Genomic DNA, 24269 nt, shown 5'->3' with positions numbered 1-24269 from the left:
TCCTTCCCTAAACCGCGTTTTCGACCGCGGCAATCATTCTGACGACGTCGACCGTTTCGGCGACATCGTGCACACGTATGATGCTGGCTCCTTTTGCCACCGCTAACGCGGCGAGCGCCAAGCTGCCATAAAGGCGACCATCGACCTCGCGCCCAAGCACCTTACCGATCATGCTCTTGCGCGAGACTCCGACCAGCAGTGGGCGCCCCAGCGCTTCGAGCTGCTGGAGGTTTTTGAACAGCGAGAGATTATGTTCCACGGTTTTGGCGAAACCGAAGCCCGGATCAAGGATAATTCGCTCGCGAGCGATGCCGGCCGCCTCGCATGCGTCCATGCGGTCAGCCAGGAACTGCCGCACTTCGGCGGTTACGTTCTCGTACCGCGGATCGTCCTGCATGTCCGCCGGCTCGCCCAGCATATGCATCAGACAAACCGGCAGCCCGGTCGCTGCAGCGGCATCCAGAGCGCCATCCCGTTGCAGGGAGCGCACATCATTGATCAGTCCGGCCCCTAGCCTCGCCACCTCACGCATCACTGCCGGAGTCGAGGTATCCACCGATATCACGACATCGAGATCCCGCGCGATAGCCTCGACCACCGGCGCGACGCGCTCGAGTTCCTCGGTAGGAGAGACCTGACGCGCACCGGGCCTCGTCGACTCACCGCCGACGTCGATGAACGCAGCACCAGCGGCCACCATCTGCGCAGCATGCCGCAGCGCTGCATCACGCCCGGCGAAGCGGCCACCATCGGAAAAGGAATCGGGAGTTACATTGAGGATGCCCATCACCTGCGGACGGGCCAAATCAAGAACCCGGCTGCCGAAGGTCAGCCGGGTCTGTAATGAAGCATCGGTCATTCAATATTCCTGGAAAGATCAGTGCTCGCCGGCAGGACCTCCGATCGGAGTTTCCGGGCGCCCGCCTTCAGAAGACAACGGCGTCCCGGATGCGCCCGAGCCTCCCTGCCAGTCGCGCGGTTCCCGCGGCTCGCGTCCAGCCATGATGTCGTCGATCTGCTCGGCATCAATGGTTTCGTACTTCATCAGCGCCTCGGCCATCATGTCGAGCTTGTCACGGTTGTCCGAGAGAATCTGCTTGGCGGTGCCATAGCAGTGATCGATGATCGCCCGAACCTCCTCGTCGATAAGCTTGGCCGTTTCGCCAGAAACATTTGCATGCTGGCTGCCGGCACTGCGCCCGAGGAACACTTCGCCTTCCTCTTCGGCATACATCAACGGGCCGAGCTTTTCGGACAACCCCCACTTGGTCACCATGTTTCGCGCCAGCTGCGTGGCCCGCATGATGTCGTTGGAAGCGCCCGTCGTAACGCCTTCGAAACCAAGCGTCATCTCTTCTGCGATACGCCCGCCGAACAAGGAGCAGATCTGACTGACAAGCGCCCGCTTGGACAGGCTGTAGCGATCCTCCTCCGGCAGGAACATTGTCACACCCAACGCGCGGCCACGCGGAATGATCGAAACCTTGTATACCGGGTCGTGCTCGGGAACTACCCGACCGACGATCGCATGCCCTGCCTCGTGATATGCCGTGTTCAGCTTTTCCTTTTCGGACATGACCATCGACTTGCGCTCGGCGCCCATCATGATCTTGTCCTTGGCGAGTTCGAACTCGCGCATCTCCACCAGACGCTTGTTGGCGCGCGCGGCGAACAGAGACGCTTCGTTGACCAGGTTGGCCAGATCCGCACCGGAGAATCCGGGCGTACCCCGAGCGATGACCGCCGGATCGACATTGTCACCGACCGGCACCTTGCGCATATGGACCTTGAGTATCTGCTCGCGCCCGCGAATATCGGGCAGGCCGACCACGACCTGGCGATCGAAGCGCCCGGGCCGCAACAGCGCTGGATCCAGTACGTCCGGCCGGTTGGTGGCGGCAATGACGATGATCCCGTCGTTCATCTCGAAGCCATCCATCTCGACCAGCAACTGGTTGAGGGTCTGCTCGCGCTCGTCGTGACCGCCACCCAGCCCGGCACCACGATGACGGCCCACAGCGTCGATCTCGTCGATGAAGATGATGCAAGGCGCATGCTTTTTCGCCTGCTCGAACATGTCGCGAACACGGCTCGCACCGACACCGACGAACATCTCGACGAAATCCGAGCCAGAGATGGTGAAGAACGGCACCTTGGCTTCGCCCGCGATCGCCTTGGCCAGCAAGGTCTTACCGGTCCCGGGCGGACCGACCATCAGAACACCGCGCGGAATACGGCCGCCCAGGCGCTGGAACTTACCCGGATCGCGCAGGAACTCAACGAGTTCATGAACCTCTTCCTTGGCTTCATCACAGCCAGCGACATCGGTAAAGGTAGTCTTGACCTGGTCTTCGGAAAGCAGGCGTGCCTTGCTCTTACCGAAGCTCATCGGGCCGCCCTTGCCTCCGGCGCCGCCCTGCATCTGCCGCATGAAGAACATGAACACAGCAATGATCACCAGAATCGGGAAGCTCGCGACCAGCAGTTGGGTCCAGATGCTCTGCTGTTCCGGCTGCTTGCCCTCGATAACGACGTTGTTGTTGATCAGATCGCCGATCAAGCCGTTGTCCTGGATAGCCGGACGGACAGTCTTGAACGTCTCGCCGTCGTTGCGCTTACCGATAATCACGAAGCCGTCGACCGTCACACGCTCGACCCGACCTTCCTTGACCTGCTCGATGAAGTCCGAGTAGTTCAGCGTCTGCGGCTCGTTCGGGGTGGAGAAATTGTTCATCACCGTGACCAGAACGGCGGCGATGATCAGCCACAGAATCAGGTTTTTTGCCATGTCGTTCAAAATAACTACCCTCTGGAGCAGGTCCGCAACACGGACCCGCATGACGGCCGAAAGCCTTGCCGGTTTAACTTACTACACAACGTGACGAAGCTGGCACTCCGTCTGTAACCCGGTATGAAACGCGGCGCCGCAAGTCAGTCCTGGCCACCTCTGAAGCCACGCGCCAACAAGTACTGCTCGCGCGATCGATCACGAGACGACAAGGGCTTGCGCATCTGCACCTTGTCGAAGTTCTGCCTGACCTCCTTCAGATAAGCATCGAAACCTTCACCCTGGAAGATTTTGATCAGGAAGTCTCCGCCGGGGCGCAGCACGCGCATGGCAAGATCCAGCGCAAGTTCGCAGAGGAACATGGCCCGCGGCTGGTCGGCAGCCCGCACACCACTCATATTGGGGGCCATGTCGGAAATAACAAGATCGACCGGATGCTCACCAATGGCCTCGAGGATCTGAGCAAACACCGCGTCCTCGGTGAAATCGCCTTGAATGAACGTGACATCGGCGATCGTATCCATCGGCAGGATATCCGAAGCGATCAGGCGCCCCTTGTCCCCGATCAGACGGCTGGTAACCTGCGACCAGCCACCTGGCGCCGCCCCCAGATCAACCACCGTCATGCCCGGACGCAGGATGCGGTCCTTCTCCTGGATCTCGAGCAGCTTGTAGCTGGCGCGCGAGCGATAGCCGTCCTTCTGTGCCATTTTGACGTAGGGATCATCGAAATGTTCTTTGAGCCACCGCGGGCTCGTCTTGGAGCGTGCCAAGCTGTTACCTCATCTGGGCGGGTGCAGGCCTGTCGGTTACACTAGCCGCCGTTTATCAAGTTCGATGCAAGGGTCGCGATATGCCGCTCACCAATGAGCAGAAAAAGCAGTACAAGGCCATCGGCCACCAACTGAAGCCTGTGCTGATCGTAGCGGAAAACGGCCTCAGCGGAGGCGTTCTGGCAGAGCTCGATCGAGCGCTCAACGATCACGAGCTGATCAAGATACAGTTCCGCCTGGCCGAGCGCGACGATAGACGCGCGTTGATGGAAGAGCTATGCGGGATCGCCGGCTGCGAGCTTGTCCAGACCATCGGCAAGATGGCTCTGGTCTACCGACGCAACCCGAAGCCCAACAAGCAGCTATCCAACCTGCACCGCCATCAGGCCTGATCGATAGCAGCGGCTCACTCGCCTGCGCGAGGAGCCGGCTGCAACACCAGCAGCACACCAATCACGGCCATTGCCAGGTAGCCGAAGGTCACCCAGAACGCCGATGCCTGGGGCAGAAAGTGGCGGACGGCGAAAAACAACGCCGCCGCACACCACGCCAGCAGCAAGAGCTGACCACGCAAGTCCAGTACAAAGCGCCGCAACCCGTTCAACTGCACGAGCACCATCGCCTGCAGGGCCACACAGAAGGCCGCGAAGCCGACCAGCAAAGGGCGCAATACGTCCGCCACATCGTCTACCAGCAGCGGCGCCCAGCCCATTCGGGCGAGCGCCGGCAGCAGAACGAAGTGCAACATCCAGAGCCCGCCAACCCAAAACGTCTGGGCCAGCCGCCAGCTCATCGCGGCGGCACGCAACGGCTCAGATATGGCGAACCTCGACGATCTCGTACTCGACCACTCCGCTCGGGGTTCGGACCGTCACGACGTCGCCTTCCTGCTTGCCGACCAGGGCACGCGCGATCGGCGAACTGACCGACAGCTTGCCCTGCTTGATGTCCGCCTCATCATCACCAACGATCTGGTAGGTCACCTGTTCGTCGGTATCGACATTGGCAATATCGACCGTGGTGCCGAAGATCACCTTGCCGGTATGCGGGATGTTCGACACATCGATGACCTGGGCATTCTGCAGACGCCCTTCGATATCACGGATACGCGCCTCGACCATGCCCTGCTGCTCGCGCGCGGCGTGATATTCGGCATTCTCCTTCAGATCGCCCAGCTCCCTCGCCTCGGCAATAGCCTGGGTGATCTGCGGACGCATTACGGTCTTGAGGTGCTTGAGCTCCTCTTCCAGGGCGCGTGCGCCCTGGACAGTCATGGGGAATTTGGTCATGCGTTGATTCCTGCATGGAGATCCTGCAGACGGCGCACGGTCTTCTCGGGACCGAACTTCAGCGCTTCACAGATCGCCTGACCACCGGCAATGGTGGTGGTGATGCAGATCTTGTGCTGCAGGGCGTTACGACGAATGGAATAGGAGTCGGCGATCGACTGCCGCCCCTCGGTGGTGTTGATGACCAGCGTCACCTCGTCATTCTTGATCATGTCGACCACATGCGGACGGCCTTCGGTCACCTTGTTCACCCGGCGCACCGGCAGCCCAGCCGCTTCGATCACTTTAGCGGTGCCGGCGGTGGCTACCACTTCGAAGCCCAGCTCGACCAGGTCACGCGCAACCTGGGCAACCAGCGGCTTGTCGTCCTCGCGCACGCTGATGAACGCGCAACCCGACGTCGGCAGGATTTCGCTAGCACCCAGCTGAGCCTTGGCGAACGCTTCGGCAAAGCTGTCGCCGACTCCCATGACCTCGCCGGTCGACTTCATTTCCGGACCGAGGATGGTATCGACGCCCGGGAACTTGGCGAAGGGGAACACCGCCTCTTTCACACTGTAGTAGGTCGGAATGATCTCGCGAGTGAAGCCCACTTCCGCGAGAGTCTTGCCCGCCATGACGCGCGCGGCGACCTTGGCCAGCGACTCGCCAACGCACTTGGACACGAACGGGACGGTACGCGAGGCACGCGGGTTGACCTCGAGCACGTAGATGTCTTCGCCTTGCACCGCCATCTGCACGTTCATCAGACCGACCACGTCGAGTTCCAGGGCCATCTTGCGCACCTGCTCGCGGATTTCGTCCTGGATATGCTGCGGCAGCGAATAGGCCGGCAGCGAGCACGCGGAGTCGCCGGAGTGAACGCCGGCTTGCTCGATGTGCTGCATGATGCCGCCAATCACCACGGTCTCGCCGTCACAGACAGCATCGACATCGACCTCGATGGCGCAGTTGAGGAAGTGATCCAGCAGCACGGGGCTGTCATTGGATACCTGTACGGCTTCACGCATGTAGCGCTTGAGCTCTTCTTCCTCGTAGACGATCTCCATCGCGCGACCGCCCAGCACGTAGGACGGACGCACAACCAGCGGATAACCGATGGCCTTGGAAGCGGCGATGGCCTCTTCTTCGCTACGCGCGGTGGCATTCTGCGGTTGACGCAGGTTCAGCCGCTGAACCATCTGCTGGAAGCGTTCTCGGTCCTCGGCGCGGTCGATGGCGTCCGGGCTGGTGCCAATGATCGGCACGCCGGCTTCCTCCAGGGCGCGGCAGATCTTCAGCGGCGTCTGACCGCCGTACTGGACGATCACGCCTTTCGGCTGCTCGACGCGGACGATTTCCAGCACGTCCTCCAGGGTCACCGGCTCGAAGTACAGACGATCGGAGGTGTCGTAGTCGGTGGAGACGGTTTCCGGGTTGCAGTTGACCATGATGGTCTCGTAACCGTCTTCACGCATGGCCAGCGCGGCATGTACGCAGCAGTAGTCGAACTCGATACCCTGGCCGATACGGTTGGGGCCGCCGCCGAGGATCATGATCTTGTCGCGGCTCGACGGGTTGGCCTCGCACTCTTCCTCGTAGGTCGAGTACATGTAGGCGGTATCGGTGGCGAACTCGGCCGCACAGGTGTCGACACGCTTGTACACCGGCAGCACCTTGAGCTTGTGGCGGTGGCTGCGCAGGTTCTTTTCGGTCACGCCGAGCAGCTTGGCCAGGCGCGCGTCGGAGAAGCCCTTGCGCTTGAGCTTCCACATCAGGTCCCGATCGATACTGGAAAGGCCCAGCGTCTTGACCTGCTCTTCTTCCTTGACCAGGTCTTCGATCTGTACGAGGAACCAAGGATCGATCTTGGTCAGGGCGAACACATCCTCGATGCTCTTGCCAGCCCTGAACGCATCCGCCACGTACCAGATGCGGTCGGCGCCCGGTACGGTCAACTCGCGCTTGAGCGTGCTCTCGGCCTCGCTGTCTTCCAGGTTCAGCTTCGGATCGAAGCCGGTGGCGCCGACCTCCAGACCGCGCAGGGCCTTCTGCACGGATTCCTGGAAGGTGCGACCGATGGCCATGACTTCACCGACCGATTTCATCTGGGTGGTCAGGCGCGCGTCGGCCTTGGGGAACTTCTCGAAGGCGAAGCGCGGCACCTTGGTCACTACGTAGTCGATCGACGGCTCGAAAGACGCCGGGGTACGGCCTCCGGTGATGTCGTTGGACAGCTCGTCGAGGGTGTAACCGACCGCCAGCTTGGCGGCGATCTTGGCGATCGGGAAGCCGGTGGCCTTGGAGGCCAACGCCGAAGAACGCGACACGCGCGGGTTCATCTCGATGACCACCATGCGCCCGGTATTCGGGCAGATGCCGAACTGCACGTTGGAGCCACCGGTTTCCACACCGATCTCACGCAGCACCGCCAGCGAGGCGTTGCGCATGATCTGGTATTCCTTGTCGGTCAGGGTCTGTGCCGGCGCGACGGTAATGGAGTCGCCGGTGTGAACGCCCATCGGATCGAAGTTCTCGATGGAGCAGACGATGATGCAGTTGTCCTTCTTGTCGCGGACCACCTCCATCTCGTATTCCTTCCAGCCGATCAGCGACTCGTCGATCAGCAGCTCATTGGTCGGCGACAGATCCAGACCGCGAGCGCAGATCTCCTCGAACTCTTCACGGTTGTAGGCGATGCCGCCGCCGGTACCACCCATGGTGAAGGACGGCCGGATGATGCAGGGAAAGCCGACCTGCTCCAGCACGCCATAGGCTTCATCCATGTTGTGGGCGATACCCGAGCGCGGACAGGCCAGGCCGATGTCACGCATGGCCTTGTCGAAGCGGGAGCGGTCCTCTGCCTTGTCGATGGTGTCGGCATTGGCACCGATCATCTCGACGCCGAACTTCTCCAGCACGCCGTGGCGCTCGAGGTCCAGCGCGCAGTTGAGCGCCGTTTGGCCGCCCATCGTCGGCAGCAGCGCGTCGGGGCGCTCCTTCTCGATGATCTTGGCCACGGTCTGCCACTTGATGGGCTCGATGTAGGTGGCGTCGGCCATGGCCGGGTCGGTCATGATGGTGGCCGGGTTGGAGTTCACCAAGATGACGCGGAAGCCTTCTTCCTTCAGCGCCTTGCACGCCTGCGCACCGGAATAGTCGAACTCGCAGGCCTGGCCGATGACGATGGGGCCAGCACCGAGGATGAGGATGCTTTTGATATCTGTACGTTTTGGCATTTTCGTTACTCGAATCCTTAGGTCGGTCGGCGAGTCATCTGGAGAGTTACTGCGCGCCGCCTGGGCTGCGTTGCGCGGTACTCACTTCCTCGCCGTACTACCTGTACTGTCTCGTCGTTGCGTTCCGGGCGCCTTGCCCAGACCGCGCTCGCTACACTTTCAGGACGACTCGTTTACTGTCGCTTGGCCATGGCCTCGATGAAACGATCGAACAGCGGCGCGACGTCGTGCGGACCAGGACTCGCCTCGGGGTGCCCCTGGAAGCTGAAAGCCACCTTGTCGGTACGCTCGATGCCCTGCAGCGTGCCGTCGAACAGGGATTTGTGCGTGGCGCGAACGTTCGCTGGCAGGCTCGCGTCGTCCACGGCAAACCCATGGTTCTGGCTGGTGATCATCACCACCCCGGTCTTTAGATCCTGCACCGGATGGTTGGCACCGTGGTGGCCGTTGGGCATCTTCACGGTCTTGGCGCCGGAGGCCAGTGCCAGCAGCTGATGGCCAAGACAGATCCCGAATACCGGAATGTCGGTCTCGAGCACCTCTTGAATCGCCTTGATCGCGTAGTCGCACGGCTCGGGGTCGCCTGGACCGTTGGCCAGGAAGATGCCGTCGGGATTCAACGCCAGCGCCTCGCTGGCCGGTGTCTGTGCGGGCAGCACGGTCACCCGGCAGCCGCGCGCGGTGAGCATGCGCAGAATGTTGTATTTGACGCCGTAGTCGAAGGCGACCACGTGGTACGGCAATTCGCTTGCTGGGATTTCCGCGTGGCTGTCGGTTTCCAGACTCCACACCGAGGAGCGCCATTCGTAACGCTCCTTGACGCTGACTTCCTTGGCCAGATCCATGCCCTTGAGCCCCGGGAAGCTGCGCGCCAACTCGAGCGCCTTCTCTTCGGTGGCATCCGCTCCAGCCAGGATGCAGCCGTTCTGCGCACCTTTCTCACGGAGGATACGCGTCAGGCGGCGCGTATCGATGCCGGCGATGGCAACGGTGCCGTTCTCCTTAAGATAATCCGGCAGCGACTGCTTGCTGCGCCAGTTGCTGGCCAGCAACGGCAGGTCGCGGATGACCAGACCAGCGGCCCAGACGCGCCAGGACTCGGCGTCCTGCGGCGTGGTGCCAGTGTTGCCGACATGGGGGTACGTCAAGGTGACGATCTGCTTGGCATAGGAAGGATCGGTAAGGATTTCCTGATAGCCGGTCATGGCGGTGTTGAACACCACCTCACCGATGGTCTGGCCATCGGCGCCGATGGATTCGCCGCGAAAAATGCTGCCATCAGCAAGGGCGAGAATGGCTGGCTTAGTCAAGAGACCTCCCGTAGATCAAGGCTGGAGCAGACGCAGATTGTAAAAAAGCGGGATGACGTATGAAGGTCATCCCGCTTTTTTGTTTGATTCATTTCTGCGCAACTTTTAGTGGACACACTAAAGCGGGCAGCTTACAGAAAAAGCCTATTTTGGTCCACCCCGACAGAGTAGCCGGATGACCGCTCAATGCAGCCCGAGCACATCCTGCATGTCATAAAGGCCAGCCGGCTTGCCGTCGAGCCATAGCGCAGCGCGCACCGCACCCTTGGCGAAGGTCATGCGGCTGGAGGCCTTGTGGGTGATCTCCACACGCTCGCCATCGGCGGCGAACAGCACCGTGTGGTCTCCCACCACATCCCCGGCACGCACTGTGGCAAAGCCGATGGTTTCGCGTTGCCGCGCGCCGGTCTGCCCCTCGCGACCATAGACGGCGACCTTCTGCAGGTCGCGCCCGAGCGCTTCGGCCACCACCTCTCCCATGCGCAGCGCGGTGCCGGATGGCGCATCGACCTTGTGCCGATGGTGGGCCTCGATGATTTCGATATCCACATCGTCGCCGAGCACGCGCGCGGCCGTATCGAGCAGCTTCAGGCAGAGGTTGACACCCACGCTGAAGTTGGCAGCGAAGACGACGGGAATATCCTTGGCCGCCTGCGCAAGGCGCTCCTTCTCCTCGGCCGAGAACCCGGTGGTACCGATCACCATGGCCTTGCCGGCCCGACGACAGATCTCCAGATTCTTCAAGGTGACGGAAGGATGCGTGAAGTCGATCAGGACATCGAATTCGTCCACGGCCCTGGCCAGGTCGCCCGACAAGGGCACGCCGAGACGCCCGATGCCCGCCAGTTCGCCGGCATCAGCCCCGACCAGGGTGCTGTCCGGGCGATCGATCGCCGCGGTCAGGCCAGCCGCGCCCGCGGTCTGCTGTACCGCCTCGATCAGGATCTTGCCCATGCGCCCGGCGGCACCCATCACTGCAATACGTCGCATATCCAATAGCTCCAAGGGTCACGGAAGGCCGAAGGCTTGCGCGCATCGCGGCAGCCTTCGGCCGGCACTCACACGTCGCCGAAAAAGCGCTTCACACCCTCGAACCAGCCACTGGCCCTGGGCGAATGGGAGGTGTTGCCCTGCAGCGAGGCGCGAAACTCTTCGAGTATCTCGCGCTGACGCTTGCTCAGGTTCACCGGCGTTTCCACCACGACGCGGCACATCAGATCGCCCGGCGCGCCCCCACGCACGGGTGCGACTCCCTTACCCCGCAGGCGGAACTGCTTGCCGGTTTGCGTACCCTCGGGAATCTTCAGCTTCACTCGACCATCAAGCGTGGGCACCTCCAGCTCACCACCAAGCGCGGCATCGGCAAAGCTGATCGGCACTTCGCAGTACAGATGTTTGCCGTCGCGCTGGAAGATCGGATGCTCGCGCACGCTGACCACAACATAGAGGTCCCCCGCCGGACCGCCCTGGGTACCGGCTTCACCCTCGCCGGACAGACGGATGCGATCGCCGGTATCGACACCAGCCGGCACCTTCACCGACAGGGTCTTCTGCTCTTCCACACGCCCCTGCCCGTGGCAGCTGCCGCATGGGTCGGAGATCATCTTGCCGCTGCCATGGCAGCGCGGGCAGGTCTGCTGCACGGAGAAGAACCCCTGCTGCATGCGCACCTGGCCAATACCACCACAGGTCGTACAGGTGACCGGCGTGGTTCCCTTCTTCGCGCCAGAGCCGTTGCAGACCTTGCACTCGGCAAGCGTCGGGACCCGAATGGTCACTGTGGTGCCGCGCACAGCCTCCTCGAGATCCAGCTCGAGCGTGTAGCGCAGATCGCTGCCGCGCTGGGAGCCGCCACGCGAAGCTCCGCGGGCGCCACCAAAGAAATCGCTGAAGACGTCACCGAAGATGTCCGAGAAGTTGGCACCACCAAAACCTGCACCGCCAGCCCCACCCATCTGCGGGTCGACCCCGGCGTGACCATACTGGTCATAGGCTGCCCGCTTGCTGGCATCGGAGAGCACTTCATAGGCCTCGTTGGCCTCCTTGAACGCCTCTTCAGCCGCCTTGTCGCCCGGATTACGGTCCGGGTGGTGCTTCATGGCGAGGCGGCGGTAGGCCTTTTTCAGATCCGCCTCGCTCGCGCCGCGCTCGACACCCAGCACTTCGTAATAATCACGTTTGGCCATAACTTTCCTGAACCCTCAATTCATGCCCTCCAGACACGCCGACGCGGGAGTGAACTCCCGCGTGGCAGTCGGCCCGACCGGAGGCAGCCGGTCGAGCTGGAGCGAAAAGCGGCAGGCCCGAGGCGCTGCCGCATCCCTGGAAACCCCAGGGGTCATAAGCGGAAGCTTACTTGTTGTCCTTGACCTCTTCGAACTCGGCATCCACGACGTCATCGCCCGCCTGCGACTTGCCTGCCTCGGCCTGCCCCTCGCCGCCCTGCGGCTGCTCGGCATACATCTTCTGGGCCAGCGGAGTGGACGCCTGGGACACGGCAGCGATCTTCGCTTCGATTTCCGCCTTGTCATCGCCCTTGACCGCTGCTTCCAGCTCGCCCAGCGCCTTCTCGATGCTGGCCTTGTCATCCGCACTGGCCTTGTCGCCAGCCTCGGTCAACATCTTGCGCGTGGCATGCACCAGCTGATCACCCTGGTTGCGCGCCGTCACCAGCTCCTCGAACTTGCGATCCTCCTCGGCGTTGGCCTCAGCGTCGCGCACCATCTGCTCGATCTCCTCCTCGGACAGACCGGAGTTGGCCTTGATCACGATCGACTGTTGCTTGCCGGTCGCCTTGTCCTTGGCGGACACATGCAGAATGCCGTTGGCATCGATGTCGAAGGTGACCTCGATCTGCGGCATGCCGCGCGGCGCCGGCGGGATGTCAGCCAGATCGAAGCGACCCAGCGACTTGTTCTGCGCCGCCTGCTTGCGCTCACCCTGCAGCACGTGGATGGTCACGGCACTCTGGTTGTCGTCGGCGGTGGAGAACACCTGCGACTTCTTGGTCGGGATGGTGGTGTTCTTCTCGATCAGCGGAGTCATCACACCGCCGAGGGTCTCGATGCCCAGCGTCAGCGGCGACACGTCCAGCAGCAGCACGTCCTTGACGTCGCCAGCCAGCACCGCGCCCTGAATGGCAGCACCCATGGCAACGGCTTCGTCCGGGTTGACGTCCTTGCGCGGCTCCTTGCCGAAGAACTCGGCGACCTGCTTCTGCACCAGCGGCATGCGGGTCTGGCCACCGACCAGGATCACGTCGTCGATCTTGGAGACGTCGATGCCGGCATCCTTCAGTGCGATGCGGCACGGCTCGATGGTCCGCTCGACCAGATCCTCGACCAGCGACTCCAGCTTGGCACGGGAGATCTTCACGTTCAGGTGCTTCGGACCGGACGCATCGGCCGTGATGTACGGCAGGTTGACGTCGGTCTGCTGGCTGGAGGACAGCTCGATCTTGGCCTTCTCGGCCGCTTCCTTCAAGCGCTGCATGGCCAGCGGATCACCCTTGAGGTTGATGCCGCTTTCCTTCTTGAACTCGTCGACGAGATAGTCGATCAGGCGAATGTCGAAGTCTTCACCACCGAGGAAGGTATCGCCATTGGTGGCCAGCACCTCGAACTGATGCTCACCGTCGACCTCGGCGATCTCGATCACCGACACGTCGAAGGTACCGCCGCCCAGGTCATAGACGATCACGGTATGGTCGCCCTTGGCCTTGTCCATGCCGTAGGCCAGCGCCGCAGCGGTCGGCTCGTTGATGATCCGCTTGACGTCCAGGCCGGCGATGCGACCGGCGTCCTTGGTGGCCTGGCGCTGGCTGTCGTTGAAGTAGGCCGGCACGGTGATCACCGCCTCGGTCACGGCTTCACCCAGATAGTCCTCGGCGGTCTTCTTCATCTTCTTCAGGACTTCGGCGCTGATCTGTGGCGGCGCCATCTTCTGGCCCTTCACCTCCACCCAGGCATCGCCGTTGTCGGCCTTGACGATGCTGTAGGGCACCATCTTGATGTCCTTCTGCACGACGTCCTCTTCGAAGCGACGACCGATCAGACGCTTGACTGCATAAAGGGTGTTCTGCGGATTGGTCACCGCCTGGCGCTTGGCCGACTGGCCGACCAGGGTTTCGCCATCATTGGTGTAGGCGATGATCGAAGGCGTGGTGCGCGCGCCCTCGGCGTTCTCGATGACCTTGACGTTGCCGTTTTCCATGATGGAGACGCAGGAGTTGGTGGTCCCCAGGTCGATACCGATGATTTTGCCCATATCTCTCTCCGAATCTTGGTTGGTCCGCGCCTTCAGCCTGGCGCCGGATAAAGCTTTAATTTCGCTTGCCTAGCAGATGGGGCCTGCGCCCGCTATTTCAAGCCTTCTCGTCGATCGAAGGCGGCGCGTCTGCCGGAGCCTTGCTGACAACAACCATGGCCGGCCGCAACAGCCGCCCATTGAGCAGGTAGCCCTTCTGGAACACCTTGATCACGCTGCCTGGCTCGGCATGCATGCTCTCCTCCATTGCCATCGCCTGGTGGTGCTCGGGATTGAAGGGTTCACCCACCGGGTCGACTGCCACGAGCTGGTGCCGTGCGAGCGTGTCGAGCAGCAGCTTATGGGTCAGCTCGAGCCCTTCGCGCACCGCCTTGCTGGTCTCGTCGTCCGGCCGTGTCAGCTCCAGGCCACGCTCCAGGCTGTCGGCTACCGGCAACAGGTCGCCAGCGAACTTCTCCAGGGCGAACTTGTGCGCCTTTTCCACGTCCTGCTCGGCACGTCGGCGGATGTTCTGCAACTCGGCAGCCACGCGCAGCGACTGATCCTGCGCCGCGGCGAGCTGCTCTTCGAGCGACTGCACGCGCGCGGCAAGATCCTCGGCCACGCTGTTTTCGGCTTCGGGATTTTCCGGGGGCTGGTTATCCAGGTTCTGCTCGTCGGCCATGCGCTCCTCCATATCTGTCTCAATGCGGGGCATCCCCCGCGCATGTGCCGCTATATGGGGGCAGCGAAGAGCGCTTCAAGGCACCGGGAGCAGATATGCGCAAAAAGGCGACACATCCGCCGCAGCCGACTCGATGCAGCGTTCGACGGTGCTTGAAGGGCGCCGAAAAAGCACTGTATAAATAGCCAGCCACATCAATTGGAGCGCCGCCATGCTGGTCCATCTGTCGGTCCACAACTACGCCATCGTCGAACACCTCGATCTCGAACTGCAGCGAGGGATGACGGTGATCAGCGGCGAAACGGGCGCAGGCAAGTCGATCATGCTCGATGCGCTGGGCCTCGCACTTGGTGATCGCGCCGACAGCAGCGTGGTCCGCCAGGGTGCGGACAAGGCAGATATCCTTGCCAGCTTCGATCTGGCCGATATCCCTGATGCCCAGGCCTGGCTGGCCGCGCGCGACCTCGACAACGACGGACCGTGCATCCTGCGCCGCGTGATTACGGCCGAAGGTCGTTCGCGCGGCTACATCAACGGGTCGCCCTGCCCGCAAGGCGATCTCAAGGCGCTCGGCGAGCTTTTGATCGATATTCACAGCCAGCACGAGCATCAATCGCTGCTCAAGCCAGACACGCATCGCCGCTTGCTGGACGAGTACGCCGGCGCTCAGGAGCTGGCCCGGCAGGTCCATCTCGCTGCGCAGCGCTGGAAGCAAACACGCCAGACGCTCGACCGCCTGAGCAACGCGAGCGACGAGCAACGTGCACGCCATCAGTTGCTCAGCTATCAGCTCGAAGAGCTGGAGAATCTGGCGTTGGGCGAACATGAACTGGAGCAACTGGAGCAGGAGCACAAGAACCTCGCCAATGCCGGGCAACTGCTCGGCGCCTGCCAGCAGGTCATGGAACTCTGTAGCGAGAACGATGCCGGGAATGTGCTATCGGCGCTCACGTCAAGCCTGCAACGCCTGACGGCTTTCCAGGGTCAATCCGGCGCGCTGGGCGAAGCCGTCAACCTGCTCGCCAGTGCGCAGATCCAGGTCGAGGAAGCAGTTGGCGAGCTCAACCGTTTCATCGACCATTTCGACGCGGACCCCCAGCGCCAACAAGCGCTGGAAGAACGACTGGATGCCATCTACGGCCTGGCACGCAAGCATCGTGTACAGCCGGCCGAACTGCCCGAGCTGCAGCAACGCCTGCTGAGCGAGCTGGAAAGCCTGAACGCCGATGACGAGGCCGTCGAACGTCTGGGCGAGGAGCTCGAAGCCTACGCACGGCATTACCTCGAGAAGGCCGAAGAGCTGAGCCGCGTTCGTCAGGCGGCGGCTACCTGCCTGGGCGAAGCGGTGGAAGACGAGATCCAGCGCCTGGGAATGCCGGGCGGGCGCTTCAGCGTGGTGCTCAAGCCGGTCGCGCCGGGCGAGAACCCGCCACACGGCCTGGAACTGGTGGAGTTCCTGGTCAGTGCCAACCCCGGTCAGCCGCCGCGTGCCCTGGCCAAGGTCGCTTCGGGCGGTGAACTCTCGCGCATCAGCCTGGCGATTCAGGTCATCACCGCACAGACCTCGCGCACGCCGACGCTGGTATTCGACGAAGTCGATGTCGGCATCGGCGGCCCTACGGCCGAGATTGTCGGCCAACTGTTGCGTCGTCTCGGCGAGCGCGGCCAGGTACTCACAGTTACCCACCTGCCGCAGGTAGCCGCCCAGGGCCACAACCACCTGTTCGTGCACAAGGCGCGCGGCGTCGACGAAACCCGCACCGCAGTTGCCGAGCTGAATGGCGACGCCAGGGTCGAAGAAATCGCCAGAATGCTCGGTGGGGTCGACCTGACCGAACAGTCGCTGGCCCATGCCCGGCAGATGGTCTCTACCGCGCAGGCATAACGCTTCGCCGCGAGAGCAGCTGCAGCCGCCATAAATGAAAAACCCCGCCACTATGGGCGGGGTTTCAGTATCGACCGCGCTGATCAGCCCTTCTTGCGCACGTAGAGCACCAGATTGTGATCGACCAGCTCGTAGCCGTGGCGAGCGACGATCTCCTTCTGCAGCTTTTCGATCTCCGAATCGAAGAACTCGATGACATCACCGCTATCAACGCAGACCATATGGTCGTGATGGCCACCGTCGGCCAGCTCGAATACGGCATGCCCCCCATCGAAGTTGTGGCGAACCACCAGGCCAGCCGCCTCAAATTGAGTCAGAACGCGGTAGACAGTCGCCAGACCGACGTCTTCACCGGCCTCCATCAGCGCCTTGTAGACGTCCTCGGCGCTCATGTGGCGCTGGCCCGTGCTGTCGAGCATTTGCAGAATCTTCACCCGGGGAAGGGTTACTTTCAGACCAGCTTTACGAAGTTCGTTGTTCTCAACCATGGTTGGCTTTCTCGCTGCTGCTGTTTCGCAGCCTCCTTCAATACGGGTATGATCCGGGTTCTTTGCCCAGCCAAGATAGTGGAAGTCACCCACCGATGCAAAACACCAAGCTCATGCTGACCAGCCTCACGCTCGTGGGCCTGTTCGCACTCGCCGGTTGTTCGTTTCCTGGGGTATATAAGGTCGACATTCAACAGGGCAATGTCGTCACGCAGGACATGATAGATCAGCTGCGCCCCGGAATGACCCGTAAGCAAGTGCGGTTTATCATGGGCAACCCCCTGATCACCGACACCTTCCACGCCAATCGCTGGGATTACCTCTACAGTATCCAGCCTGGCGGTAGCCAGCGTCAGCAGGAGCGGGTCAGCCTGGTGTTCGACGGCAACGATCAACTGGTAGGCCTGGCCGGCGACTTCATGCCCGGTGTCAGCCGCGACGAAGAGATTCTCGGCACCTCGCCGACGCCGTCCAGCGTCAGCGAAAAGCCGGCCCAGCAGCCGGCCGAGCGGCCGACGCCGGGCTCGCTGCTCGAGGAAATCCAGCGCGAGGTCGATGCGGCCGAACCCGTTCCGGTTCCGATCCCGGAGCCGCTGGAAACCGAATGAACAAAGCCCGGCTATCGCCGGGCTTTCTTTTCTCCCTGTCCCTGGCAGAGGCCTCACCAGCCGCTGCTGACTCAGCGTTGGGTCAACTGCCTGTACAGTTGCGGCAGACGCACCGGCAGCTGTTGCGGCTCCTTGATCAGCGTGTAGCCGTTGGCCCCGAACATGTACGGCAGGTAATCGCCGGCCTCGCGGTCGATGGTGATGCAGAAAGGCAGCAGTCCCTGCTGACGCGCCTCCAGTACCGCCTGGCGCGTATCTTCGACACCGTAGCGCCCTTCATACAGGTCCAGATCGTTCGGCTTGCCATCGGTCACCAGCAACAGCAGCTTGCGCCGCTGCTTGCACTCGGCCAATAGACGGGTGGCCTGGCGGATCGCCGCCCCCATGCGCGTGTAGTAGCCCGGCTTGAGTGCCTGAATGCGCCCGCGCGTCTCATCGCCATAGGCCTGGCGGAAACTCTTGAGCTCCTGCATGCGCACCTGCTGGCGGCGCAGCGAGGAGAACCCATAGAGGGCGAACTGATCGCCGACAGTCGACAGCGCCTCGCCAAACAGCAGCATGCTGTCGGTCACTACGTCGATGACCCGGTGCTCGTTATCCAGATGCGCATCGGTCGACATCGAGAGATCGGCCAGCAACAGGCAGGCCAGGTCACGGCGATTCTGCCGCTGCTCCATGAACAGACCGCGCTCGGCACAATGGCCGTTCTGCCTTTCGACGTGGAAGTCGAGCCAAGCCTGAAGGTCCAGCTCCGAGCCTTGCGGCTGCTGGCGCAGCCACTGACGATCGGTACGCAGGTGCTCGAACTGACGCCGCAAGCGCCGCGCCAGCGGCGCCAGACGTATCGGCAGCGGCTTCGCTTCGGCGCCCCGCGGCAGCATCATCTGGAGGTTGACGAAGTCCTTCTGCAGGCTCTGCTTGCGATAGTCCCACTCCGGCAGTTTGATTCCGGGGCCCAATGGAATGTCGTCGAAGTCTGCCGCCGGCAGGTCCAGGTCGAGTTTCAGCCCGCCACCCTGGCGCATGCGCTGGCGCGACAGGGCCAGTTCGTCCAGGTCCTCGGCCACGCGGGCGGCGTCCAGGTCCTCGGTATCGTCGCCGCAGCGATCCAGCTCGACATGCTCGGACCAGCTGAACAGGTTCTCCAGACGAAACAGCAGCAGGCCACTCTTGCTGGTGCTGTCCTCGACGCGTCGGGCCCGCTTGCGCTGTCGGCTCTGGCCGTTAGGCGGACTTTCCAGAGCACCCTCGCCGTCCGCGCCCTGATCCAGACTCTGCGGTTCGCCCAGGTTCTGCGCCGGATAGAGCCACAACGGTACGGGCCAGGGCGCACGTTCGCTGCGCGGGAACTGCACGACACAACCGGGTTCTCGCAGCGCCTGACACACGGCCTGCTCCAGGGCGGCCTCGCCACGGGGCAGGTCGGACGGATCCGGACGCAACTGCAGGTGCGCCTCGACCAATCGGCGATAGCGCGAGCGCATTGCCGGGAACTGTTCGAGCAGGCGCTGCGTCCAGCGCTGGTTGTCGCGCGCCCAGTGGCGCATCTCACCGGCCTGCGCGGCCAACAGTGCGAGCCAGCGATAGAGGTCGCGATTCAAGGCCGGGTCCGGATAGACCGCCAGGCTTTCCGGCAGCCTCAGGTTGCTGCTGTCGCACCAGGCCACAGGCAGCTGCTTGCAGGTGCCGGCGACCTGCTGCAACAGATTGCGCCGCACCAGCAGGTCGCGTGCGCTGGCCGCCTCGACACCGATACCGCTGGCACCGCCCATGGCGCGAAACAATAGCGACAACGGCCGCTGCATCTCCTGCAGTTCGACGCGCGCCTCGGGAAAGTCCGGGCTGGCGCGGCGAGTGATGAAACGGTGCCAGACGCTACCGACCCACTCTTCGACTTCGATGGCGAATGCCATGGTGATCACCTCGTAGCGCTTGGAAAACGACGACGGCCCGCTAGTCAGCCGGGCCGTCGATGCTCACTGCGTCCCGACTCAGGCGGTAGCCGCGACCGTGGAAGCCACGGTCACCCGGCCACGCTGGCGGAAGCTGTAGAGGTAGCAGATCAGGCCGATCAGGAAGAACACCCCGGCGATCAGGCGCAGCCAGAAGAAGACGGCCAGCTGATCAGCAGTGTTCATGAACGACATGGCAGCGCCATCGGCGGGCAGACGCTGCAGCCACACTTGCACCACGCCGGCGGCGGTGAGGAACAGGGTGATCGCCATCATCGAGATGGTCATCAGCCAGAACCCCCAGACTTCGATGGTCTGCGCCCGTGCATCCGGCGCTTCACCCAGCCCGCGCAGGCGCGGCATGGCGTAGCTGATCATCGTCATCACGATCATCGCGTAGGCACCGTAGAAGGCCAGGTGACCGTGGGCGGCCGTCAGCTGCGAACCGTGGGTGTAGTAGTTCACCGGCGCCAGGGTGTGCAGGAAGCCCCACACGCCTGCACCGAGGAACGCGGTGACCGTGGTGCCCACTGCCCAGAGCGAAGCGGCGCGGTTCGGGTGCTCGCGGCGGCGACGGTTCACCATGTTGAAGGCGAACAGCACCATGGCGAAGAACGGCAGCGGTTCCAGCGCGGAGAAGATCGAACCCAGCCACAGCCAGACGCCCGGTGCGCCGATCCAGAAGAAGTGGTGACCAGTACCGATGATGCCGGTGATCAGCGCCATGGCAATGATGACGTACAGCCACTTCTCCACGACTTCGCGGTCCACGCCGGTGATCTTGATCAGGACGAAGGCCAGCATCGAACCCATGATCAGCTCCCAGACGCCTTCCACCCACAGGTGAACGACCCACCACCAGTAGTACTTGTCACGCGCCAGGTTCTCGGGGTTGTAGAAGGAGAACAGGAAGAACACCGCGAGGCCGATCAGACCGGTCATCATCACCGTGCTGACCACGGTCTTGCGACCTTTGAGCATGGTCATGCCGATGTTGTAGAGGAAGCCCAGCGCCACGATCACGATACCGATCTTGGTGATCGTCGGCTGCTCGAGGAACTCGCGCCCCATCGTCGGCAGCAGCTCGTTGTGAGTCAGCTTCGCCAGCCCGGCGTAGGGCACCAGCAGATAGCCGAGAATGGTCAGCACGCCGGCTGCGGCGAACACCCAGAACAGGACGATCGCCAGTTTCGGGCTGTGCAGTTCGCGGTCGGCTTCCTCGGGAATGAGGTAGTAGGCCGCGCCCATGAAGCCGAACAGCAACCAGACGATCAGCAGGTTGGTATGCACCATCCGTGCGACGTTGAATGGAATCAGCGGGAACAGAAAGTCGCCAACGACGTACTGCAGCCCCATGATCAGACCGAAGAGGATCTGCCCGACGAAGAGCATCAGCGCAAACACGAAGTACGGCTTGGCGACGGCTTGCGATTGGAATTTGAGATGCGGATTCATGATGCTCATCTCTCAGCCCTCCCTGTTTGGCGGCCAGCTGTTGGTGTCGATCTTCGAAGTCCACTTGAGGAACTCCGCCATGTCGTCCACTTCCTGGTCGGTCAGATGGAATTGCGGCATCGCCCGGCGACCCGGCGCGCCCAGCGGCTGGGCCTTCATCCAGGCATGCAGGAACGGCTTGAAGCCCTCCTCGCCGCCGCGACGAACAAAGACGTTACCCAGCTCCGGCGCGAAGTAGGCGCCCTCACCGAGCAGGCTGTGGCAGCCGATGCAGTTGTTGTTTTCCCAGACTGCCTTGCCGCGCACGACCGCCTCGGTCATTTCCGATTCGTTCGATCGCTCGGGGAAAGTCTGCTCTGTGTGATAGGTAAGGCCCAGGAATACCAGGAAGAAGAACACGCCTCCTCCGAAGTAGATATTCCGGGCCATACCCTTGGTGAAGGTCTCGGACATGGTCGCCTCCTATTGGCTTGGCGTGGCCAGTTTAAGAAGGCGCCTATCGAAACCCGCTTGATAGCAATCAAGAAAAACCCGAACGCGGTAGTCAGGCTTTCCTCAGCCGGCAATGAAAGAGGCAGCGACCCGCATGCAGTCGCTCACCCCGTCTGGTTTGGGGCCCGGCGGCAGCTATTCGCCGCGGATGTACTGTTCGAGCTGCTGGATCAGGCTGTCCTGCTCGGCCATGGTTTCCTTGACCACGTCACCGATGGACAGCAGGCCGAGCGTGCGCCCCTCTTCCACCACCGGCAGGTGGCGCAGGTGCTTGTCGGTCATGATCTGCATGCACTCTCGCAGGGTCTGCCGCGGCTCCACCGTGACCAGCGACGAGGTCATGATCGCGCTCACCGGCGTGGCAAACGACGAGCGCCCGAGCAGGACCATTTTCCGTGCGTAGTCGCGCTCGCTGATGATGCCTACCAGCTTTCCACCGGCATCGGCGACCGGCAGCGCGCCGACATTCTTCTCGGCCATCAACCTCAGTGCATCGAGCACCGAGTCGGTCGGGGCGATGGTGACGACCCCTTGTATCTGCTTGGCGCTGAGCACCTGGGCGATCGTTTTCATGGAATGCTCCTGTTGTTCTCCGGTCGGGGCGGGGCCGCCCCGTTTCTCGGCATCCTTCGATCAACATATCGCGCCAGGCGCGGCCGGCAAAGTACCTGGCCGGGTAGCCCAACCGGCACTAGGCGGTCAGCTTGAGGCCCAGCAGGCCGGCCACCAGCAGCAGCAGACTGAGCAGGCGCCAGAGCCCGGCGCTCTCACCGAACAACAGAATGCCGAGCAGTACCGTACCCAGTGCACCGATGCCCACCCAGATTGCATAGGCGGTACCGACCGGCAGGCTTTTCATCGCCTGCGCGAGCAGATAGAAGCTCGCCGCCATGCTGAGCAGGGTGAAGACTGTAGGCAGCGGACGGGTGAATCCCTCGGATGCCTTGAGCCCCAACGCCCAGGCAACTTCCAGCAAGCCGGCGACGACCAGCATGATCCAGGCCATATTCATGGCTACAAACTCCATGCACAGGCAGGGTCGTCCCCGCAGACTCAGGCAGGCCGGCGGGTCGTCCCGCGGCGAGGCGGACCTTAGCACAGCGCGCCGCAAGATGGCCGACCGGAGGACTGCCGGCTAACCCAGGCCGCGCAACAACTGGAGTTGGCGGCGCAACTGTTCAGCCTGCGCCCGCTCGGCGCGCAGGCCAGCGGCCAGCTCGGCGTTCCGCTGCTCAAGGCGGCGAATCACCTCGCCCACACCCTGCATCAGCCCGCGCAACACGTCGAGCTCGACGCACTGCGCCTTGCAGCGCAGCCACTGCAGCCAGCAGAGCAACATCAGCAGCAGCGCCGCGAAGGATGAAAACAGCATGACCATCCAGGACAGACTCATCGGCATTGTCTCGCACTCCCTATGCGCCAATCGCAACGCCGCCACGATATGTCCAGACTGACGACAGGTCGATATTGTTTACTTGCACAGGTAAACAATTGGTGCGCACCGGCGGCGTACCGCGGCTGATACGGCTCGAAAGCGCACTTGCCTGCAGCACGACATGTCAAGGAAGTGGGCGGATGACCGCTCCCTCAGTCATCCACACCCAGCCGGGCCGACGCCCGAGCCGGGCGCGCTGGCATACGGTCCAGCTGCAGGAACAGCACCGAGGCGAGCATGGCCATGGCGCCGACACAGAGAAAGGTCAGACGAAACGCGTGCAGCAAGGCGTCGCCCGTCGCGCCGGGGCTGGTGAAGCCTCCGAGCAGAGCGCCGGCCGTGGCCACGCCCAGGCTCATCGACAGCTGGACCACTACCGAGAGCAGGCTGTTGCCGCTGCTGGCGTCGCGATTGCTCAGCCCGACCAGCGTCACGGTGTTCATCGCGGTGAACTGCATGGAGTTGACCATGCCGATCAGCCCCAGATGCAGGAGCACCCAGAGCCCAGCAGTACGCTGGTCGAACAGCGCCAGACTGGCGATCAGCGCCCCCAGCAGCAAGGTGTTACCGACCAGGATGCGTCGGTAGCCGAGCCGGTCGATCAGCTGACGTGCGATCGACTTGGTCAGCATGGCGCCAATCGCCAGAGGCACCATCATCATCCCGGCCTCGGCTGGCGAATAACCCAGCGCCAGTTGCAGCAGCAGTGGCAACAGGAACGGCAACGCGCCACTGCCCAGGCGGGCGAACAGGTTGCCGAAGATGCCGACGGCAAAGCAGCGCGTGCGAAACAGCCTGGGGCTGAACAGCGGTTGCTCGATGCGACCGGCACGCAGCCAGTACGCCGCAAGGCAGGCGACGCCGGTCGCGAGCAGCAGCATGACGCGCGCATGCGGCAGCTGCAGCTCGCCAAGCCCTTCGAGCGCGATGGTGATCAACACCATCGCCGCACCGAATAGGGCGAAGCCCAGCGTATCGAAGCGCGTCCGCTCCGGCCCACGCAGATCCGGCATGAAGCGCAGCGCGGCGAGGCTGCCGAGCAGGCCGACCGGCAGGTTGATCAGGAAGATCCAGTGCCAGGAGGCGTACTCGACGAGCCAGCCGCCCAGCGTCGGCCCCAGCAGCGGGCCGACCATGCCCGGCAAGGCGATGAACGTCATCACTCGCACGAACTCGCTGCGCGGAAAGGCCCGCAGCACCACCAGCCGACCGACCGGCAGCATCAGCGCCCCGCCAATCGCCTGCACGATGCGGGAGATGACCAGCAGGTTGAAGCTGCTCGACAGCGCACAGAACAGCGAGCCCAGGGTGAACAGCGCAATGGCGACAAAGAACACGCGCCGTGAACCGAAGCGATCGGCCAGCCAGCCCGAGGCGGGAATCAACAGCGCGACCGTGAGCATGTAGGCGATGACGACGCCCTGCATGCGTAGCGGATCCTCGGCCAGGTCGCGCGCCATCGCCGGCAGCGCCGTATTGAGAATGGTGCCGTCGAGCGTCTGCATGAAGAAGGCAGTGGCGATCAGCCACGGCAGGACCCGAGCGGTGCGAGCGTCCAGTTCGACAGGTGATTGCATGGCAGCCTCTGAAAACCGAGGGGCATCATGTTAGAGGATCGCCGTCCCTCCGGTTCGCCAGCGCAGCGG

General features: G+C 62.8%; 22 protein-coding genes. 3 read left to right on the top strand and 19 right to left on the bottom strand.

The annotated features are described in order from the left end of the window. Positions 1-7: 7 nt before the first annotated feature. The 3 genes from folP to rlmE all read right to left on the bottom strand — a co-directional run bounded on the left by folP (position 8) and on the right by rlmE (position 3561). A complete protein-coding gene (gene folP, locus AC0KXH_RS04355) occupies positions 8-859 on the bottom strand; it encodes a dihydropteroate synthase (RefSeq protein ID WP_488224223.1) in 852 nt (283 codons plus the stop codon). An 18-nt stretch (positions 860-877) separates the two neighbouring features. Next, positions 878-2788, bottom strand: a complete 1911-nt coding sequence (gene ftsH, locus AC0KXH_RS04350) for an ATP-dependent zinc metalloprotease FtsH (protein WP_061337038.1) — start codon at positions 2786-2788, stop codon at positions 878-880. 143 nt (positions 2789-2931) lie between these two features. Continuing rightward, the gene (gene rlmE, locus AC0KXH_RS04345; protein ID WP_041111231.1) at positions 2932-3561 is read right to left on the bottom strand and encodes a 23S rRNA (uridine(2552)-2'-O)-methyltransferase RlmE; all 630 of its coding nucleotides are present in this window, start codon (positions 3559-3561) and stop codon (positions 2932-2934) included. A gap of 80 nt (positions 3562-3641) precedes the next feature. Between rlmE and AC0KXH_RS04340 the strand changes: the two genes are divergently transcribed. Beyond that, positions 3642-3953 carry a YhbY family RNA-binding protein gene (locus tag AC0KXH_RS04340; RefSeq protein WP_488224222.1) on the top strand — a complete coding sequence of 104 codons (312 nt, stop codon included), beginning with the start codon at positions 3642-3644 and terminating at the stop codon, positions 3951-3953. 14 nt (positions 3954-3967) lie between these two features. On the opposite strand, the gene AC0KXH_RS04335 is transcribed toward AC0KXH_RS04340, so the two are convergent. The 8 genes from AC0KXH_RS04335 to grpE all read right to left on the bottom strand — a co-directional run bounded on the left by AC0KXH_RS04335 (position 3968) and on the right by grpE (position 14320). Further along, a complete protein-coding gene (locus AC0KXH_RS04335) occupies positions 3968-4369 on the bottom strand; it encodes a DUF4149 domain-containing protein (protein WP_212542577.1) in 402 nt (133 codons plus the stop codon). 4 nt (positions 4370-4373) lie between these two features. Beyond that, on the bottom strand, positions 4374-4850 hold the full coding sequence (gene greA / locus AC0KXH_RS04330) for a transcription elongation factor GreA (protein WP_200627968.1): 477 nt from the start codon (positions 4848-4850) through the stop codon (positions 4374-4376). Then, complete coding sequence (gene carB, locus AC0KXH_RS04325; RefSeq protein WP_041111239.1) at positions 4847-8068, bottom strand: carbamoyl-phosphate synthase large subunit; 3222 nt, start codon at positions 8066-8068, stop codon at positions 4847-4849. Before carB ends, greA begins: the two co-directional genes overlap by 4 nt. A 173-nt stretch (positions 8069-8241) precedes the next feature. Then, entirely contained in the window at positions 8242-9378 is a 1137-nt protein-coding gene (gene carA / locus AC0KXH_RS04320; protein ID WP_041111241.1) for a glutamine-hydrolyzing carbamoyl-phosphate synthase small subunit, read from the bottom strand. A 183-nt stretch (positions 9379-9561) separates the two neighbouring features. Further along, positions 9562-10368, bottom strand: coding sequence for a 4-hydroxy-tetrahydrodipicolinate reductase (dapB, locus tag AC0KXH_RS04315; RefSeq protein WP_061336870.1), 807 nt, complete (start codon positions 10366-10368; stop codon positions 9562-9564). A gap of 68 nt (positions 10369-10436) precedes the next feature. Continuing rightward, positions 10437-11564: a molecular chaperone DnaJ gene (dnaJ, locus tag AC0KXH_RS04310; protein WP_041111245.1), complete on the bottom strand. Its 1128-nt coding sequence runs from the start codon at positions 11562-11564 to the stop codon at positions 10437-10439. Positions 11565-11730: 166 nt separating this feature from the next. After that, positions 11731-13644: a molecular chaperone DnaK gene (gene dnaK, locus AC0KXH_RS04305; protein ID WP_312762697.1), complete on the bottom strand. Its 1914-nt coding sequence runs from the start codon at positions 13642-13644 to the stop codon at positions 11731-11733. Between the two features lie 97 nt (positions 13645-13741). Further along, complete coding sequence (gene grpE, locus AC0KXH_RS04300) at positions 13742-14320, bottom strand: nucleotide exchange factor GrpE (RefSeq protein ID WP_074519915.1); 579 nt, start codon at positions 14318-14320, stop codon at positions 13742-13744. Between the two features lie 199 nt (positions 14321-14519). On the opposite strand from grpE, the gene recN reads away from it, so the two are divergent. Beyond that, positions 14520-16193: a DNA repair protein RecN gene (gene recN / locus AC0KXH_RS04295; RefSeq protein ID WP_488224221.1), complete on the top strand. Its 1674-nt coding sequence runs from the start codon at positions 14520-14522 to the stop codon at positions 16191-16193. A gap of 83 nt (positions 16194-16276) precedes the next feature. Here the strand turns inward: recN and fur are convergent, their stop codons facing one another. Continuing rightward, the gene (fur, locus tag AC0KXH_RS04290; RefSeq protein WP_041111251.1) at positions 16277-16681 is read right to left on the bottom strand and encodes a ferric iron uptake transcriptional regulator; all 405 of its coding nucleotides are present in this window, start codon (positions 16679-16681) and stop codon (positions 16277-16279) included. Positions 16682-16776: 95 nt separating this feature from the next. Between fur and AC0KXH_RS04285 the strand changes: the two genes are divergently transcribed. Then, positions 16777-17289 carry an outer membrane protein assembly factor BamE gene (locus tag AC0KXH_RS04285; RefSeq protein ID WP_041111253.1) on the top strand — a complete coding sequence of 171 codons (513 nt, stop codon included), beginning with the start codon at positions 16777-16779 and terminating at the stop codon, positions 17287-17289. A 71-nt stretch (positions 17290-17360) separates the two neighbouring features. Here AC0KXH_RS04285 and AC0KXH_RS04280 read toward each other — a convergent pair whose 3' ends face one another. From AC0KXH_RS04280 to mdtD, 7 genes are all read right to left on the bottom strand, one after another. Then, positions 17361-19202 (bottom strand): nitric oxide reductase activation protein NorD, encoded by a 1842-nt coding sequence (locus AC0KXH_RS04280; protein WP_041111255.1) that lies wholly within the window; start codon positions 19200-19202, stop codon positions 17361-17363. Between the two features lie 78 nt (positions 19203-19280). Continuing rightward, positions 19281-20705: a cbb3-type cytochrome c oxidase subunit I gene (locus AC0KXH_RS04275; RefSeq protein ID WP_041111257.1), complete on the bottom strand. Its 1425-nt coding sequence runs from the start codon at positions 20703-20705 to the stop codon at positions 19281-19283. A 3-nt stretch (positions 20706-20708) separates the two neighbouring features. After that, positions 20709-21149 carry a c-type cytochrome gene (locus AC0KXH_RS04270; protein ID WP_041111259.1) on the bottom strand — a complete coding sequence of 147 codons (441 nt, stop codon included), beginning with the start codon at positions 21147-21149 and terminating at the stop codon, positions 20709-20711. A gap of 174 nt (positions 21150-21323) precedes the next feature. Continuing rightward, entirely contained in the window at positions 21324-21761 is a 438-nt protein-coding gene (locus tag AC0KXH_RS04265; protein WP_041111261.1) for a CBS domain-containing protein, read from the bottom strand. Between the two features lie 118 nt (positions 21762-21879). Next, entirely contained in the window at positions 21880-22194 is a 315-nt protein-coding gene (gene sugE, locus AC0KXH_RS04260; RefSeq protein ID WP_173425404.1) for a quaternary ammonium compound efflux SMR transporter SugE, read from the bottom strand. A 129-nt stretch (positions 22195-22323) separates the two neighbouring features. Next, a complete protein-coding gene (locus AC0KXH_RS04255) occupies positions 22324-22581 on the bottom strand; it encodes a hypothetical protein (RefSeq protein WP_200627960.1) in 258 nt (85 codons plus the stop codon). Between the two features lie 194 nt (positions 22582-22775). Then, on the bottom strand, positions 22776-24200 hold the full coding sequence (mdtD, locus tag AC0KXH_RS04250; RefSeq protein WP_488224220.1) for a multidrug transporter subunit MdtD: 1425 nt from the start codon (positions 24198-24200) through the stop codon (positions 22776-22778). Positions 24201-24269: the final 69 nt, after the last annotated feature.

The organism is Stutzerimonas sp. CXK-1, assembly GCF_057738225.1.
This window is presented reverse-complemented; position numbering and strand designations above follow the sequence as displayed.

Coding starts and splice junctions, on each gene's coding strand:
- folP (WP_488224223.1), bottom strand. CDS start 859: ATGACCGATGCTTCATTACAGACCCGGCTGACCTTCGGCAGCCGGGTT.
- ftsH (WP_061337038.1), bottom strand. CDS start 2,788: ATGGCAAAAAACCTGATTCTGTGGCTGATCATCGCCGCCGTTCTGGTC.
- AC0KXH_RS04340 (WP_488224222.1), top strand. CDS start 3,642: ATGCCGCTCACCAATGAGCAGAAAAAGCAGTACAAGGCCATCGGCCAC.
- greA (WP_200627968.1), bottom strand. CDS start 4,850: ATGACCAAATTCCCCATGACTGTCCAGGGCGCACGCGCCCTGGAAGAG.
- carB (WP_041111239.1), bottom strand. CDS start 8,068: ATGCCAAAACGTACAGATATCAAAAGCATCCTCATCCTCGGTGCTGGC.
- dapB (WP_061336870.1), bottom strand. CDS start 10,368: ATGCGACGTATTGCAGTGATGGGTGCCGCCGGGCGCATGGGCAAGATC.
- dnaJ (WP_041111245.1), bottom strand. CDS start 11,564: ATGGCCAAACGTGATTATTACGAAGTGCTGGGTGTCGAGCGCGGCGCG.
- dnaK (WP_312762697.1), bottom strand. CDS start 13,644: ATGGGCAAAATCATCGGTATCGACCTGGGGACCACCAACTCCTGCGTC.
- grpE (WP_074519915.1), bottom strand. CDS start 14,320: ATGGAGGAGCGCATGGCCGACGAGCAGAACCTGGATAACCAGCCCCCG.
- recN (WP_488224221.1), top strand. CDS start 14,520: ATGCTGGTCCATCTGTCGGTCCACAACTACGCCATCGTCGAACACCTC.
- fur (WP_041111251.1), bottom strand. CDS start 16,681: ATGGTTGAGAACAACGAACTTCGTAAAGCTGGTCTGAAAGTAACCCTT.
- AC0KXH_RS04285 (WP_041111253.1), top strand. CDS start 16,777: ATGCAAAACACCAAGCTCATGCTGACCAGCCTCACGCTCGTGGGCCTG.
- AC0KXH_RS04280 (WP_041111255.1), bottom strand. CDS start 19,202: ATGGCATTCGCCATCGAAGTCGAAGAGTGGGTCGGTAGCGTCTGGCAC.
- AC0KXH_RS04275 (WP_041111257.1), bottom strand. CDS start 20,705: ATGAGCATCATGAATCCGCATCTCAAATTCCAATCGCAAGCCGTCGCC.
- AC0KXH_RS04270 (WP_041111259.1), bottom strand. CDS start 21,149: ATGTCCGAGACCTTCACCAAGGGTATGGCCCGGAATATCTACTTCGGA.
- AC0KXH_RS04265 (WP_041111261.1), bottom strand. CDS start 21,761: ATGAAAACGATCGCCCAGGTGCTCAGCGCCAAGCAGATACAAGGGGTC.
- sugE (WP_173425404.1), bottom strand. CDS start 22,194: ATGGCCTGGATCATGCTGGTCGTCGCCGGCTTGCTGGAAGTTGCCTGG.
- AC0KXH_RS04255 (WP_200627960.1), bottom strand. CDS start 22,581: ATGAGTCTGTCCTGGATGGTCATGCTGTTTTCATCCTTCGCGGCGCTG.
- mdtD (WP_488224220.1), bottom strand. CDS start 24,200: ATGCAATCACCTGTCGAACTGGACGCTCGCACCGCTCGGGTCCTGCCG.